This is a genomic window from Streptomonospora sediminis (assembly GCF_054778995.1).
In genome coordinates this window covers 61,484-75,875 of sequence record NZ_BAAGYZ010000058.1, presented here as the reverse complement: position 1 = coordinate 75,875, position 14,392 = coordinate 61,484, and the positions used below count along the sequence as shown (strand labels likewise).

10 protein-coding genes and 1 CRISPR repeat array (1 of these 11 only partly in view) are annotated in these 14,392 nt (G+C 70.3%); of the genes, 8 read left to right on the top strand and 2 right to left on the bottom strand.

The genetic code is table 11. The annotated features are described in order from the left end of the window. Positions 1-2: 2 nt before the first annotated feature. Together ACYVD5_RS12345 and ACYVD5_RS12340 are read right to left on the bottom strand one after the other, a co-directional pair. Positions 3-3,095 carry a tetratricopeptide repeat protein gene (locus tag ACYVD5_RS12345; RefSeq protein WP_461001135.1) on the bottom strand — a complete coding sequence of 1,031 codons (3,093 nt, stop codon included), beginning with the start codon at positions 3,093-3,095 and terminating at the stop codon, positions 3-5. Between the two features lie 159 nt (positions 3,096-3,254). After that, a complete protein-coding gene (locus tag ACYVD5_RS12340) occupies positions 3,255-3,506 on the bottom strand; it encodes a hypothetical protein (RefSeq protein WP_461001134.1) in 252 nt (83 codons plus the stop codon). An 86-nt stretch (positions 3,507-3,592) separates the two neighbouring features. Here ACYVD5_RS12340 and cas3 point away from each other — a divergent pair, with 86 nt between their 5' ends. Genes cas3 through cas2e form a run of 8 tightly spaced genes read left to right on the top strand, consistent with a single transcriptional unit; the run spans position 3,593 to position 12,812 of the window. Continuing rightward, positions 3,593-6,535: a CRISPR-associated helicase Cas3' gene (cas3, locus tag ACYVD5_RS12335; protein ID WP_461001133.1), complete on the top strand. Its 2,943-nt coding sequence runs from the start codon at positions 3,593-3,595 to the stop codon at positions 6,533-6,535. Further along, on the top strand, positions 6,525-8,186 hold the full coding sequence (gene casA, locus ACYVD5_RS12330; RefSeq protein WP_461001132.1) for a type I-E CRISPR-associated protein Cse1/CasA: 1,662 nt from the start codon (positions 6,525-6,527) through the stop codon (positions 8,184-8,186). The genes cas3 and casA overlap by 11 nt, the downstream gene beginning before the upstream one ends. After that, on the top strand, positions 8,183-8,887 hold the full coding sequence (gene casB, locus ACYVD5_RS12325; protein WP_461001131.1) for a type I-E CRISPR-associated protein Cse2/CasB: 705 nt from the start codon (positions 8,183-8,185) through the stop codon (positions 8,885-8,887). The genes casA and casB overlap by 4 nt, the downstream gene beginning before the upstream one ends. After that, positions 8,884-10,062 carry a type I-E CRISPR-associated protein Cas7/Cse4/CasC gene (cas7e, locus tag ACYVD5_RS12320; protein ID WP_461001130.1) on the top strand — a complete coding sequence of 393 codons (1,179 nt, stop codon included), beginning with the start codon at positions 8,884-8,886 and terminating at the stop codon, positions 10,060-10,062. The genes casB and cas7e overlap by 4 nt, the downstream gene beginning before the upstream one ends. Further along, positions 10,059-10,772 (top strand): type I-E CRISPR-associated protein Cas5/CasD, encoded by a 714-nt coding sequence (gene cas5e, locus ACYVD5_RS12315; protein ID WP_461001129.1) that lies wholly within the window; start codon positions 10,059-10,061, stop codon positions 10,770-10,772. The genes cas7e and cas5e overlap by 4 nt, the downstream gene beginning before the upstream one ends. Beyond that, entirely contained in the window at positions 10,772-11,500 is a 729-nt protein-coding gene (gene cas6e / locus ACYVD5_RS12310) for a type I-E CRISPR-associated protein Cas6/Cse3/CasE (protein ID WP_461001128.1), read from the top strand. The genes cas5e and cas6e overlap by 1 nt, the downstream gene beginning before the upstream one ends. 8 nt (positions 11,501-11,508) lie before the next feature. Continuing rightward, a complete protein-coding gene (gene cas1e / locus ACYVD5_RS12305; RefSeq protein ID WP_461001127.1) occupies positions 11,509-12,465 on the top strand; it encodes a type I-E CRISPR-associated endonuclease Cas1e in 957 nt (318 codons plus the stop codon). Continuing rightward, the gene (gene cas2e / locus ACYVD5_RS12300) at positions 12,462-12,812 is read left to right on the top strand and encodes a type I-E CRISPR-associated endoribonuclease Cas2e (RefSeq protein ID WP_461001126.1); all 351 of its coding nucleotides are present in this window, start codon (positions 12,462-12,464) and stop codon (positions 12,810-12,812) included. The genes cas1e and cas2e overlap by 4 nt, the downstream gene beginning before the upstream one ends. A gap of 89 nt (positions 12,813-12,901) precedes the next feature. Further along, a CRISPR array of direct repeats spans positions 12,902-14,392; the repeat unit is 29 nt; unit sequence GTGCTCCCCGCGCACGCGGGGATGGTCCC; it runs 863 nt beyond the window's last position.

Here is a 14,392-nt window from a genome sequence, read left to right as displayed (position 1 = left end):
GACTAATCCTGCTCGTACCCGCCGTCCTCTCCGCTCCGCGTCGGCCACCGCGCTGGGTCCAACAGTGGGTTGAGCTTGGTGTAAGCCCACGGCAGAGGTGCCCCGGCAGTGCTCATGAACTGCGTGAACAGTGCTTCCAAGGGGAGTTCCAAGCGCAGCCGGTAGTCGGAGACGACGGTCCGGCGCTGCGCCTCAGTCGCCATGCGCAGAGCCTGCGCGGGAGCCCCGTCGGCTGCCAACGCCACGGCGAGTCGGCATTGCGTCTCCACCGTCGCGACATGGGCGGGGCCGAGGATCCGGCGGCGGGCCTCGTAGACTTCCTCGAAAACCCGGCGCGCTCGATGGTATTGGTTGTCCTCCAGCAGCCCTTGGGCCAGCCAGTGCCGCGCTTCGAGGAGTACGGGATGGCGGGCGCCCAGGAGCGGCTGCACTCGACGCTCCGTGGCATCCAGGATCGGCAGCCCCTGTTCCCGCGATCCTCCGCGCACCAAGGTCCTGCCGAGTACCGCGGCGGAGGCGAGGGTGAGCGGGTTGTCCGCGCCCAGAGACTCCGCCCGCACTCCGTGAACCCGCGTGAGGAGCGTGATGGCCTCCTGCTCCAAGGGCTTGTTCCCAAATGGCGGCCAGTCGGTGATGACAAGCGCGATCGCCTGGGCGGTCAGCGCATCGAGTAGCGACGGATGGCGTTCATAACCGAGTTCCCCGAACCGCTCGACGACGTTCTTCGCCTTGCTCCGGGACTCGATCACGTGGCCTTGGGCGGTGCGCACCGCGACCCGGACCGTGCGTGCCTCTAATAGGTGGAGTTCGTCGGTTCCGTCCCCATGGTCCCGGAGACCCGCGTCGATGACTCGCTGCGCCTTGGCGAGTTCGCCGGCGGCCAGCAGCACCCGCGCACGCTCCGTGACCAGGGGAAGAACCGGGTAGTCCCCCCGCTCCCGGAAGTAGTCGACCGTCTCACGGGTGACATTGGCCGCCGAGAAGGGATCCCCGAGACGGGACACGACCGTGGCGATCCGGTGGCGGGCGAGCACGTGCTCCGGGCCGGTGGCGCCCTCGCGTTCTCGCAAGACCTCCTCGCAGGCCCGCCGCGCGTCCTCGAACCGGCCGACCGCCTCTAACGTGGACGCCAAGGCGACCCGCCCCCGGAGGCGCTGCGGATGGCGCGGCGCGAAGAACTCGGCGTGGGCTTGCACCTGGCGTTCGCGGTACCGCAGAGCCAACACATGGTCCCCGTTCGCGTCGTCCACATCTGCAATGGCTCCCAGCAGGGCGGCGTGGGCCCGGCTGTGCGCCTCGACCTCTGTTAGGTGGCGGGCGTGGGTGATCAACTGCGCCCGCTCGGTAGCCGCGGTCGACGGCTTCGAGAGCAGGGCGTGCAACTCCTCGGTGAGGACGCTGAGGCGGCGCGGTTTTTCGGCGGCGTAGCGGTCGGCGTCGTCGGCCTCTATGGCGCGTGCGACGAGGGCGTGTACTCGCAGTCGGTCTCCCGTCGAGGCGAGGGAGGTCATGTCGAGATCGTGCAGCGCTTCGGCCACTGGCTCACCGGGGTGTGAGAAGGAGGTCTCGCAGAGCCGGGAAAGGCATGACCGCACATAACCCATCGGTATCGGGGCCGGCGCGAGCAGTGAGGCGATCAGCAGCACCTCCCTGGCCGTCGGCGACAGGGAGGCGACGGCCCGCAGCAGCACCTTCGCGACGTCCGGTGAAGCCGCGCTGGGCAGAACATCCCGAAGCCGCTCGGCGGGGAGGAACGAGAGCCACCGGGGATCGCGCAAGTCGTTCCGGTATTCGGCGTATGAGGCCGACGCACCGCGCCCCATCGCACGGGCGACGACCTGCAAGGCCTGCGCGTGCCCGCCCAGTTCGTCGATGAGCGCCCGCATCTGCTCCCGCTCCTCGGCGTCTCCGGGGCGGCGGCGCCCTGCCAGGAGCGACTCGGCATCGTCACGGGCCATGGCCCCGACTGCGATCTCCGTGCCGAAACCGATGTGCCGCCGGTCCCGGGTGGTGATCAGCGTGCGGCCGCACGCTGCCGGTGCCAGCAGTTCGCGGACATCGTCGACCGCGGCTCCCTCCGGCACGTCGTCGACCACCCAGAGCACGTCGCCTGGGGCCCGTTCCAAGGTTCGAGCCACCAGCTGACGGATCGAGGCGTGGTCGAGCCCTTCGACGTCATGGCCCATGGCAACGGCGACGGACGAGAGTTCGGTGCGGAAACGGGCGGGCACATCCCGTCGTCGCCCGCCGGGTGCGCCCGTGCTCTCGTTCAATTGCAACCAGTACACGCCACCGGGATAGAAGGGGCCGAAGAGTTCGATGTAGCGCTCGGCCAATGCGGTCTTTCCGACCCCGCCCGTACCGGTGACGAGGGCGCAGGGGCGGCGGCCGGCCGAATCGCGCATGGCGGGAAAGGATTCGTCCGTCAGCGCGGAGTGGACGCGCCACAGTTCCGGGAGGCGGCCGACGAAGGACCGGTTCCCGGCGGGTTCGACGGGCAAGACCTTCGGACGCTTGCGCGGCGGCGGCCCCAAGGGAGTGGTGAACCGGTCGGCGGCTCTTTTGATGCTCGCCGCAAACTCCCGCCACTCTCGTCGGCTACCGGGGACGGGGTGGAGCTTTGTGTCCTGCACCTGGACGAGTTCGATGTGCTCGGAGGTATCGGGCTCAGGGTTTACGACGCGAATCCGGGCGGCCGCGGATCCGCGGCGCCGCTGCGCCGCGAGGAACGCCGACGTCAGCTCCCACTGGCAGGCTGGGCGCCGCGGGTACTCGGTCGAGAACACCGCGAGGAACAACTTGCTGCGTGCGAGTTCGCTTACGAGCCCTTCGGTGATCCCGTCGCCGAAACTGATGCGCTCGTCCCTGAAGACGCGAAGACCACACTGTTGCAACTCTCGGTGGAGCCGATCGGTGATCTCCGCGCGCCCGTCCGCGCGCGTGAAACTAATGAACACGTCCCAATCTGCCGCCGAGTGCGCTTCGCCGCACGGATCCGGCATCAGAGCATCCTCCTTGCGTGCGGGCAAGCGGACCCGAGGAAGCACCGTTCCTCTCCGCGACACCGGGCTATTAACGAAGTGCTGTCCGGGCATACGGGAATAGTCCCATCCCGAACTCAGCGGCGCAGGGGGATTCCTCTGCTTTGTGGCGAACGGGCGTGCAGCGCGTCTGTGCTGATCACACACCCGGTGAGCCAATGTCGGCCCGCAGGGCGACGCGGTGGGCACTCCTCCCGTACGCCCCGCCCTGCGTCACATGACCTGCGAGTCGAAGAACTTCTCCGACGACGGGTAGTCGTACTTGCACTCCAAGTGGAGTCGACGCTGCCGCATACCATCGAGTATGGAGGGCCTGGGGTTGTCGGGCGGGCGCTGGGTGTACCTGAGATGCCTCAGGTCGAGGCGGCCGCCCACGTCGCTGACGAGACCAACGTAGACGCAGTCGTCGCTGTAGAAGTGGCTGATCGGCTGCTCTTCACCCCGAGCCTTGATCTGGACGCGCATCCTCCGGCCCCGATTTCTGGACTCTCGGAGCGCCGAATTTTCCGATCTGCCTGCCTTGCGGAGGTCCCGTGCGGTTGAATCCCCACATGAACTTCGAGGGCGCCCCCCGCCCCTGGCCCGATGGCATGTCGGTGGCCGCGTGGAGTGCGTGGGCCAAGCACGACTTCGATTCCGAGGGGTGGCTGCCGTTGTGGCGGCACATGGCCGACAGCGCCGCTGTCGCTGAGCGGTTGTGGGACGAATGGGTTCCCGACCGGGTGCGTCGGCTGGTGTCCGCCGTTGTGCCCGGCGGCCCCGACGACGCCCGGCGGCTCGCTGTGTGGTTGGCCGCCGTGCACGACATCGGGAAGGCGACGCCGGCCTTCGCCTGCCAGGTAGAGGGGCTCGCCGACCGCATGCGTGCCCAAGGCCTGGACATGCGGCTGCAGAAGCAGATGCCCGACCGCAAGCTCGCCCCGCACGGGCTCGCCGGTCAGTTGCTGCTCCAAGAATGGCTTGTGGAGCACCACGGGTGGCGCAAACCGGCCACCCTCCAACTGTCGGTCATCGTCGGCGGTCACCACGGCATTGCTCCGACGCAGTCCGATATCGCCGAGTTGGCGCGGCACCGGTCGCTGCTGCGTACCCGCGGCAGCGAGAACGCCTGGCGCAGTGTCCAACACGAGCTCCTCGACGCCGCCGCCCAGGCCTGCAGTGTCCAGGACCGCCTTTCCCACTGGGCGGGTATGAAACTGCCGCAGCCGGTGCAGGTGCTGCTGGCCGGCCTGGTGATCATGGCCGACTGGATCGCCAGCAACCCCGAGTTGTTCCCCTACTTCCCGAGTGAGCGCAGCAGCGACCCCGAGCGCATCACAGCGGCGTGGCAAGGCCTCGACCTGCCGCGCCCCTGGTCCGCGGTCAAACCAAAGACCGAACCGGACGAGCTCTTCGCCGCCCGCTTCGACCTGCCCGCCGGCGCTCGCGTCCGCCCGGTGCAGGAGGCCGTGGTGACCATGGCCCGGGACATGGCCGCACCGGGATTGATGGTGATCGAGGCGCCCATGGGGGAGGGCAAGACCGAGGCCGCGCTCGCCGCCGCGGAGATCTTCGCCGCCCGTTCCGGCGCCGGCGGCTGCTTCATCGCGCTGCCCACCATGGCCACCGGCAACGCCATGTTCCCCCGCCTGCTCGACTGGCTGGACCACCTACCCGACGCCCGTGTGGAGACCGGGGCGCACTCGGTGTTCCTCGCCCACTCCAAGGCGGCGCTCAACGAGGACTTCGCCGACCTGATGCGGGCCGGGCGCCGCTCGCTGGCCGGTATCGCCTCCGACGGCGGAGAAGGCGCCTGGGCCCACCGCGCCGATACCCGGGCTGCCTCGGCCGAACTCGTCGCCCACCACTGGCTGCGCGGACGCAAAAAGGGAATGCTGTCGTCCTTCGCCGTGGGCACCATCGACCAACTGCTGTTCGCCGGGCTCAAGAGCCGGCACCTGGCGCTGCGCCACCTTGCTTTGGCGGGCAAGGTCGTGGTGATCGACGAGGCCCACGCCTACGACACATATATGAATGCCTACCTCGACCGGGTGCTGGAGTGGCTGGGCGCCTACGGTGTGCCGGTGGTGGTGCTCTCGGCCACCCTGCCGGCCGGGCGGCGCCGCGAACTCGCCCGGGCCTATGCCGGAGGCGACACCGACGCTGCCGAGCCCGACTGCTCCGCCTCTGTGCAGGCGGCGCAGGAGTATCCGCTCATCGCGGCGGTCGCTGCGGGCAGCGCGCCGCGGATTTCGGCTCCCCGAGCCTCGGGCCGCGCCACACACGTGCACGTGGAGAGCCTCGACGATGACGTCGAGCGGTTGGCCGATCGTTTGGAGACCGAACTCGAAGACGGCGGCTGCGCGCTGGTGGTACGCAATACGGTCCGCCGCGTGCTGGAAACCGCCGCCCACTTGCGCGCACGCTTCGGCGACGCCCAGGTGGCCGTGGCCCATGCACGGTTTCTCGACCTGGACCGCGCCGACAACGACGCCAAACTGCTCGCCGAGTTCGGGCCCCCGGAGAAGGTCGCCGAGCGCGGGGGAACCCGGCCGACGAAACGCATCGTCGTCGCCAGCCAGGTCGTCGAGCAGTCCCTGGACGTCGACTTCGACCTGCTGGTCAGCGACCTGGCCCCCATCGACCTGCTGTTGCAGCGCATGGGGCGCCTGCACCGCCACCAGCGCGGCCCAGGCCAAGGCGAGCGCCCGCTCCGGCTGCGCACCGCCCGCTGCCTGGTCACCGGCGTCGACTGGGCCGCGGCCGTGCCCCAACCGGTACAGGGTTCCCGCATGGTCTACCGGACCTACCCGCTGCTGCGCGCCCTCGCGGCGCTGGAGCCCTACCTCGCGGCAACCGCCGAGACGGACAGCACGGTGCGCCTGCCCGAGGACATCAGCCCGCTGGTGCAGCGCGCCTACGGCGACCAGGAGATCGGTCCTCCAGAGTGGGCCGAGACCCTGGCGGCGGCGCGCGCCGACCACGAGACCCACCAAGCCGAGCAGCAGCGCAGGGCCGGCGACTTCCTGCTCAACCCGCACGCACGCCCCGGCCGGCCGCTGGTGGGCTGGGTTGAGGCCGGGGTTGGCGATGCCGACGACACCCGCGGCGGCAAAGCCCAGGTGCGCGACAGCAAGGAGACCGTGGAGGTCCTGGTCGTCCAGCGGCGCGCCGACGGCGCGCTGACCACGGTGCCCTGGCTGGGCCCCGACCGGAAGGGACGCGAGCGCGGAGGTCTGGAACTGCCCGTTGACGCCGCTCCCGCTCCGCGGCTCGCCCGGATCGTCGCCGCCTGCGGGCTGCGCCTGCCACCCGAGTTCTCCGACCCCCATGCGCTCGACACGGCGATCACCGAGCTTGAAGCCGACTGCTTGCCCGCCTGGCAGACCAAGGAGGCGCACTGGCTCGCAGGCGAGCTGATCCTCGTCTTGGACGAGAACTGTCGGCGCCGCCTGGCAGGCTACGAACTCCACTACAGCCGCTCCGACGGTCTTGAGGTGCACCGTGCCGGATGACGTCCCCCCGCCGTCCTTTGACCTGACCACCCGCCCGTGGATCCCCGTCCAGCGGCTCGACGGCACCGAGGAGGAGCTGTCGCTGCAGGAGGTCGTGGAAAAGGCCGCCGCACTGCGCCGGATCGTCGGCGACGTCCCCACCCAGGAGTTCGCGCTGATGCGGCTGGTTCTGGCGATCGTGCACGACGCCGTCGAGGGCCCGAGCGACACCGGGGCGTGGGACGAGTTGTGGCAGAACGGGCTGCCCGCCGGGCGCATCGCCGCCTACCTGGACCGCCACCGCGACCGCTTCGACCTCCTGCACCCGCAAACACCGTTCTTCCAGGTCGCCGACCTGCGCACGGCCAAAGACGAGGTCTTCTCGCTCGATCGGATCGTGGCCGACGTTCCCAACGGCGATCCGTTCTTCACCATGCGGGCGCGCGGCGCCGACCGGCTCGGTTTCGCCGAAGCCGCCCGCTGGGTCGTCCACGCCCACGCCTTCGACCCCTCCGGAATCAAGTCCGGCGCGGTGGGCGACCCCCGCGTCAAGAACGGCAAGGGCTACCCCCAAGGCGTGGGGTGGGCGGGAAATCTCGGCGGCGTGCTCGCCGAAGGCGACACCCTGCAGGAGACGCTGCTGCTCAACCTGGTCGCCGCCGATGTCGACAACCTGCGCATCGACGCCGATGACCGCCCCGCCTGGCGCCGCGACCCAGCCGGTGCCGCCCCCGCCGACGCCCGCGACCTCGCAGCGCGCCCCACCGGGATCCGCGACCTCTACACCTGGCAGAGCCGGCGGCTGCGGCTGCGCTACGACACCGAGGGGGTCTACGGTGTCCTGCTGGCCTACGGCGACCCGCTGCCGGCGCGCAACATGCACAACCGCGAACCGATGACCGCTTGGCGGCGCAGCCCGGCCCAGGAGAAAAAGCACAGCCTGGCCCAGGTGTATCTGCCGCGCGAGCACGATCCCGCCCGCAGTGCCTGGCGCAGCTTGGCGGCCCTGATCACAGGGAAAGATCCCCACGCCGAACAGCGCAAGGAGGCCGCCGCGGTGGTGCGGCCCCGCGTACTCGACTGGGTTGCGCGGCTGGCCAACGAAGGATTCCTAGAGGACACCCATCTCATCAGGCCCCGCCTGTTCGGTGCGGTCTATGGCACCCAGCAGTCGGTCATCGACGAAATCGTCGACGACGGCGTCGCCATGCACGTGGTCGTACTCCGCCAACGCGACGCCGACCTCGGCCAGGCCGCCGTCGACGCGGTCGTCGACGCCGAACGTGCCGTGACCGCCGTGGGCGATCTGGGCCAGCGACTCGCCCAAGCCGCCGGAGCCGAGTCCGATGGCCCGCGGACCACCGCCCGCGATCTCGGCTTCGCCGCGCTCGACGGCCCCTTCCGCACCTGGCTGTTCGGACTTCGCGCTGGCGACGATCCCGAAGCGAAACGCGGCCAATGGCAGCACCTGGTCCACCGAACGATCCGCGACCTCGGCAAGCAGTTGGTCGACCAGGCGGGCGACGCCGCCTGGACCGGTCGGCTCATCGAAGCCAAGAACGGATCCTTCTGGCTCACAGCCGGCGGCGCCGATCTGCGCTTCCGCGCGGCGCTGAAACAGGAGCTTCCCTTGTCCACCACCCACGATCAGGCAGACGAGGCACGAGCGTGACCACCACAGACACCAAACGCACGATCCCCCTGCAGTGGGTGGGCGCCTTCGTCGACGAACGCGTCCGCGAGATCCAGAACGGCTACATCCATGACCGCTCCGGTGCTGTGGCCACCCTGGCCGAGCTGCGGCGCGGCGCGGGCAAAACCATCGGCGAGGCCCCCGAACTGTGGGGCCTGACCCTGGACGACCGCTTCTACCAGGCCATGCCGGCCTACCTCCTGAAGCCGAACCCGGATGACGAGCAGGAGAAGGAGCGGGCGGAGAACGAGCGGCAACTCGCCGAAAACGCCGCCCACATCGCCCTGACCCTTTTCGCCGTGCACCAGCAGTCGCGCCGCGAGGAGCGCATGCACCAGCGCGGACGCGACCTGGGGGGAGCCGTGCGCCGGCTTATGCCTCCCGGCGACATCGACGAGCCGGTGCGCCGCAGGTTCGTCCAGGCAGGTACCGCCCACGACCTGCCCACACTCGCCTACCGGCTGCGCGAGATCGTCGTGCTGCTGCGGCGCGACTCTATCCCCCTCGACTACGGCCTGCTGGCCGACCAGATCCACCGCTTCCAGCACCCGGGCGGCCGCAGCGACGTCCGCGCCAGTTGGGGGCGCGGCTTCCACGCCGCCTCCTCCGCTGCGGTCCCCGCCGAGGCTCCCGCAACCGGCACCGACATCCCCACCGAGACCGATGAGGACAACGCATGAGCCGCACCATTCTGGACCTGCACGTGCTCCAGACCGTCCCGCCCAGCAACATCAACCGCGACGACACCGGAGCCCCGAAAACCGCGGTCTACGGCGGCGCGCGACGGTCCCGCGTCTCCAGCCAGGCCTGGAAACGCGCCACCCGCATGGCCTTCGACGACCTGCTCGATCCCAGTGAGCTGGGCGTGCGCACCAAGCGGGTCGCCGAACTGCTGGCTGAGCGCATCCAGAACATCGACGATTCGATCGAGGAGCGCGCGGCCTGGACCTTGGCCGCCGAGACCGTGCAGGCCGCCACCGGCTCCAAGATCGAAGTGCCCAAGCGCAAAGCCGACGCTGCCAAGAAGAACGGCCAGCAGGAACCGGCCCCCGAATCCGCCTATCTGATGTTCCTCAGCGCCCGCCAACTCGACGCCCTGGCCGAGCTCGCCGTCGAAGGCCGCGCCGACATCAAGGCCTTCCTCAAGGACAACAAGAAGCGGGCCAAAGAGCTCGCCGACACCCGCCACTCCGTCGACATCGCCCTGTTCGGCCGCATGGTCGCCGACGGCGCCGACGTCAACGTCGACGCCGCCGCACAGGTCGCCCACGCCATCAGCGTGCACCCGGTGGAGAACGAGTCCGATTACTACACCGCCGTCGACGACGAGAATCCCGACGAGGAGACCGGCGCGGGCATGATCGGCACCGTCGAGTTCAATTCCGCCACCTTGTACCGCTACGCCGCCCTGGATGTCGACCTGCTGCGCAAGAACCTGGGGGAGGGGCTGCGCGAAGACGAGCCGGTCACCGAGCCGCTGCGCCGCGCTGTGGAGGCCTTCGTGCGCGGGTTCGTGGAATCGCTGCCCACCGGCAAGGTCAACACCTTCGGCAACCACACGCTGCCGGATGCGGTCATCGTGAAGCTGCGCCGCAGCCGCCCGGTCAGCTTCGCCGGTGCCTTCGAGGAACCGGTCGCGCTCGGCAGCGGACACGTGCGCGAAGCCAGTGAGCGCTTGGCCGAGTACGTCGGCGATGTCGAGAAGGCCTACGGAATAGCCGGTGACGCCGACACGTGGGTGCTGCGGGTGGGGCCCAACACCGCCAAGCTCGCCGCGCTGGGCACCGAGCTGCCCCTGACCGAATTGGTCTCCGCCGTCGGCGCCGCGGCCGAGCGCGCGGCAACCCCGGCATGAGCACCCTGGTCCTCCAACTGGCCGGGCCCCTGCAGGCGTGGGGATCCGCAGCCCGCTTCGCGCGGCGCACCACCGAGAACGCGCCCACCAAGAGCGGCGTGCTCGGGTTACTGGCCGCTGCCCAGGGGCGCGAGCGTACGGACGACCTGTCCGACCTGGCCGCGCTGCGGTTCGGTGTGCGTGTGGACCAAGCCGGCACCCGCGTGCGCGACTACCAGACCGCCCACCACCTCGACACCGGCACCTCCATGCCCGTCTCCGAACGGTTCTACCTGGCCGACGCCGTCTTCGTCGCGGCGGTCGAAGGCGAGGACACACTGGTCGGCGACCTGCATCGGGCGGTGCAGGCTCCCGGGTTCCTGCCCTACCTGGGGCGGCGCTCGTGCCCCCCGGCGCGGCCGATCGACATCGGCGTCCGCGCCGGGGCGAGCCTGGAGGAGGCGTTGGAAACCGAGGTATGGCGGGCCTCGGCCTGGTTTCAGCGCCGCCGGGCACGGGAGGCCACCGTCGCTCTCACCACCCTGCTGGATGCCGCCCCTGGGGCGACCGAAGCCGACAGCCTGCGCGATGCGCCGCTGAGCTTCGATCCGCTGCACCGGCGCTACGCACTGCGCGGGGTCCGTACGCACACGGTCGAGGTGGCCAACCCCCGGGCCCGCCGCCCCGCGGTGCCCGACCACGATCCCGCCAGCCTGCTGGGAGGCGCCTGATGTATCTCACCCGCTTCCGCATCAACACCGCGCTTAGCGGCGCGCGGCGCCTGCTGTCCTCGCAGCGCGCCATGCACGCCGCGGTGATGAACGCGTTTCCCGACGTGCTGCCCACCGACCCGGAACCCCCGCGGGTGCTGTGGCGCGTGGACCGCAACGCCAAGGCCGAGGTGTTCCTCTACATCGTCGGCCCCGCACGGCCCGACCTGACCCACGTGGTGGAGCAAGCCGGCTGGCAGGAGCAGCCGAACTGGCAGACCTACGACTACGCCCCGTTCCTGTCGCGGTTGGCCAAGGGCGACACGTGGGCGTTTCGGCTCACCGCCAACCCGGTGCACAGCATCCGCCGCAAGGACGGAGAACCCACCAAGGTCACCGCCCACGTCACACCGCGCCACCAGGCGCAGTGGCTACTGCAGCGCCAAGAGGCCGCGGGCTTCCGGATCATGGAGAAACCGCACGAACAGCGTTTGCTGCCTGATGGCGACGAACACGAACTCCTGGTCCACGATCGCCGCGACCGCTCCTTCGACAAGCCGGCGCAGGAATCCGCGGCGGGAAACCGTGGCAAGGGCGGCAAGAAGAATCGCGTCTCCCTGGTCACCGCGACGTTCGACGGGCGCCTGGAGGTCGTCGACCCCGAAGCGCTGCGCCGCACCCTCACCCACGGGCTGGGACGCGCCAAGGCCTACGGGTGCGGGCTGATGACCCTTGCCCCGGTCGGGTGAGGTAGCCCATGGCAACGGCCGGCAGGCGCGCCGCCTCCACACCACGCGAGCTCACCCGGGTCCAGGACCGGCTCTCGTTCGTCTACCTGGAGCGGTGCACGGTGCACCGCGACGCCAACGCCATCACCGCCGAAGACGGCGACGGCACCACCCACATCCCCTCGGCCACGATCGGCACCCTGCTGCTGGGGCCCGGAACGCGGGTCACCCACCAGGCCATGAGTGTGCTCGGCGAGTGCGGCGCCGGCGTGGTCTGGGTGGGGGAGCGCGGCGTGCGCTTCTATGCGGGCGGGCGGGCCCTGACCCGTTCAGCCGCCCTGGCCGAGGCCCAGGCGCGGGCCTGGGCCAACCGGGTGGCGCGGTTGGAAGTCGCCCGTGCGATGTACCGGATGCGTTTTCCCGACGAGGACCCGGCCGGGCTGACCCGCCAGCAACTGCTGGGCAGAGAGGGAAAGCGGGTCAAGGAGTTCTACCGCAAGGACGCCGCACGCGTGGGGATGCAGTGGAAGGGGCGGCGCTATGTCCCCGGCGACTTCGACTCCGGAGACCCCCTCAACCAAGGGGTGACCGCGGCAGCCCAATGCCTCTACGGGGTCTGCCACGCGGTGGTGGCCGCGCTGGGGTGCGTCCCCGGGCTGGGATTTGTCCACTCCGGCCACGAGCTCTCCTTCGTGCTGGATGTGGCCGACCTGTACAAGACCGAGATCGGGATACCGGTCGCCTTCGACACCGCGGCCGAAAGCCCGGAAGAGGTCGGCCCGCGCACCCGCCGCGCACTGCGCGACCACATCAACGACACCGCGTTTTTGGACCGCTGTGTGGCAGACGTCCAGCGGCTCCTCCTGCCCGGGGACGGCGCCCACGGCGACGTCGCCGATGACGCCTTCGACCGGGTCGGCCTGCAGATCGATCGGGGCGGCGACGTGGAATCGGGGCGCAACTACGCCGACGGAGTGATCTGGTGACGGTCATCGTGCTGACCAACTGCCCGGCCGGGCTCCGCGGGTTTCTCACCCGCTGGCTCCTGGAGATCTCGCCGGGCGTGTTCATCGGCGGTCCCACCGCGCGGATCCGCGATGTCCTGTGGGCTGAAGTGCAGGCGTATGCCGGCAACGGCCGCGCGCTGCTGGCTTACAGCACGGACAATGAGCAGGGCTTCACCTTTGCGACATTCGACCATAAGTGGCATCCGATCGACCACGAGGGTCTGACGCTGATCCGGCGCCCTAGTGAAGAGTCGGCAGTTGCTGCGGCGGCCGCGCCGAAAGGGTGGAGCAAGGCGTCCAAGCGCCGCCGTTTCGGGAACCGGTGAGTCGTATGCGTATTGTGTGTGTTTTGCCGGTTTTTCAAGGAGTGAATGAAAACGGTCCCTGCCGCTGGTAAAGGCGCAGGTCATTCAGTGTGCTCCCCGCGCACGCGGGGATGGTCCCACCGCGCCGGTCCCCGTACATGCGTGGGCGTCGTGCTCCCCGCGCACGCGGGGATGGTCCCCGGGCGCGGATCCAGCGCCAGCGCCCGTCCTTGTGCTCCCCGCGCACGCGGGGATGGTCCCTGGCGGCAGAACTCGGACACTGCAACCGAGACGTGCTCCCCGCGCACGCGGGGATGGTCCCATTGCGCCGATCTCGCCGCCGACACTGAGGGTGTGCTCCCCGCGCACGCGGGGATGGTCCCTCCCCGACGGGCAGGCCGTGATCGAAACCGACGTGCTCCCCGCGCACGCGGGGATGGTCCCGAAGCCCTGCTGCTGATCAAGACCGACCCGGGGTGCTCCCCGCGCACGCGGGGATGGTCCCGGCGGTGGAACGTGGTCGCGGAGGGTTTCGATGTGCTCCCCGCGCACGCGGGGATGGTCCCGCGACCCAGAACGCCACCGTCACCGCAGCCGAGTGCTCCCCGCGCACGCGGGGATGGTCCCCACACCCACCGCCGCATGCTCGGCCACCTGCTGTGCTCCCCGCGCACGCGGGGATGGTCCCGGCGTTTGAGGGTGTCGACCATCATGTCGTCAGTGCTCCCCGCGCACGCGGGGATGGTCCTGCGGCCGGCTCCGGAGTCGCACTCGTCGAAGGGTGCTCCCCGCGCACGCGGGGATGGTCCCGGAATTTGGCGGACGCGTACCGCAAAACCGGCGTGCTCCCCGCGCACGCGGGGATGGTCCCCTCGAAGGCAAAGACAACCGGGAAAACAACCAGTGCTCCCCGCGCACGCGGGGATGGTCCCCACGTCTCCCGGTTGTGCTTCTTTCAACGGTAGTGCTCCCCGCGCACGCGGGGATGGTCCCTTGCAGGGCGGACACGCCGGGCTTGAGGGTGCGTGCTCCCCGCGCACGCGGGGATGGTCCCCCATCCACCAGCACAAACACAGAACTCCCGCAGTGCTCCCCGCGCACGCGGGGATGGTCCCCCCAGCTCAGCCGCGGACCGCTCGACCAGCCAGTGCTCCCCGCGCACGCGGGGATGGTCCCGCGGCGCAACGGCTGGGCGAGGGGCTGGTGGCGTGCTCCCCGCGCACGCGGGGATGGTCCCGCGAACCTTATGCCTACGGGCTCATGTCCGATGTGCTCCCCGCGCACGCGGGGATGGTCCCCCGCCGCCGACGAGGCGCCGTCGGACGCGGCCGTGCTCCCCGCGCACGCGGGGATGGTCCCGACGCCGGCGTGGAGACCGACGACACCGTCCGGTGCTCCCCGCGCACGCGGGGATGGTCCCCAGCGCCATTGCTTGTGCGACACCGGGCGGCAGTGCTCCCCGCGCACGCGGGGATGGTCCCCACTCCGGGCTCACCGACCGCGCCTCGGCCGTGTGCTCCCCGCGCACGCGGGGATGGTCCCCGCGCCCTCGGGCGCACAGGTCCGCACCTGTTGTGCTCCCCGCGCACGCGGGGATGGTC

What these genes read in the sequence shown, in the direction of transcription:
- cas1e (WP_461001127.1), top strand. Translation starts at nt 11,509, where the DNA reads ATGGCAACGGCCGGCAGGCGCGCCGCCTCCACACCACGCGAGCTCACC.
- ACYVD5_RS12345 (WP_461001135.1), bottom strand. Translation starts at nt 3,095, where the DNA reads ATGCCCGGACAGCACTTCGTTAATAGCCCGGTGTCGCGGAGAGGAACG.
- cas3 (WP_461001133.1), top strand. Translation starts at nt 3,593, where the DNA reads ATGAACTTCGAGGGCGCCCCCCGCCCCTGGCCCGATGGCATGTCGGTG.
- ACYVD5_RS12340 (WP_461001134.1), bottom strand. Translation starts at nt 3,506, where the DNA reads ATGCGCGTCCAGATCAAGGCTCGGGGTGAAGAGCAGCCGATCAGCCAC.
- cas7e (WP_461001130.1), top strand. Translation starts at nt 8,884, where the DNA reads ATGAGCCGCACCATTCTGGACCTGCACGTGCTCCAGACCGTCCCGCCC.
- cas6e (WP_461001128.1), top strand. Translation starts at nt 10,772, where the DNA reads ATGTATCTCACCCGCTTCCGCATCAACACCGCGCTTAGCGGCGCGCGG.
- cas5e (WP_461001129.1), top strand. Translation starts at nt 10,059, where the DNA reads ATGAGCACCCTGGTCCTCCAACTGGCCGGGCCCCTGCAGGCGTGGGGA.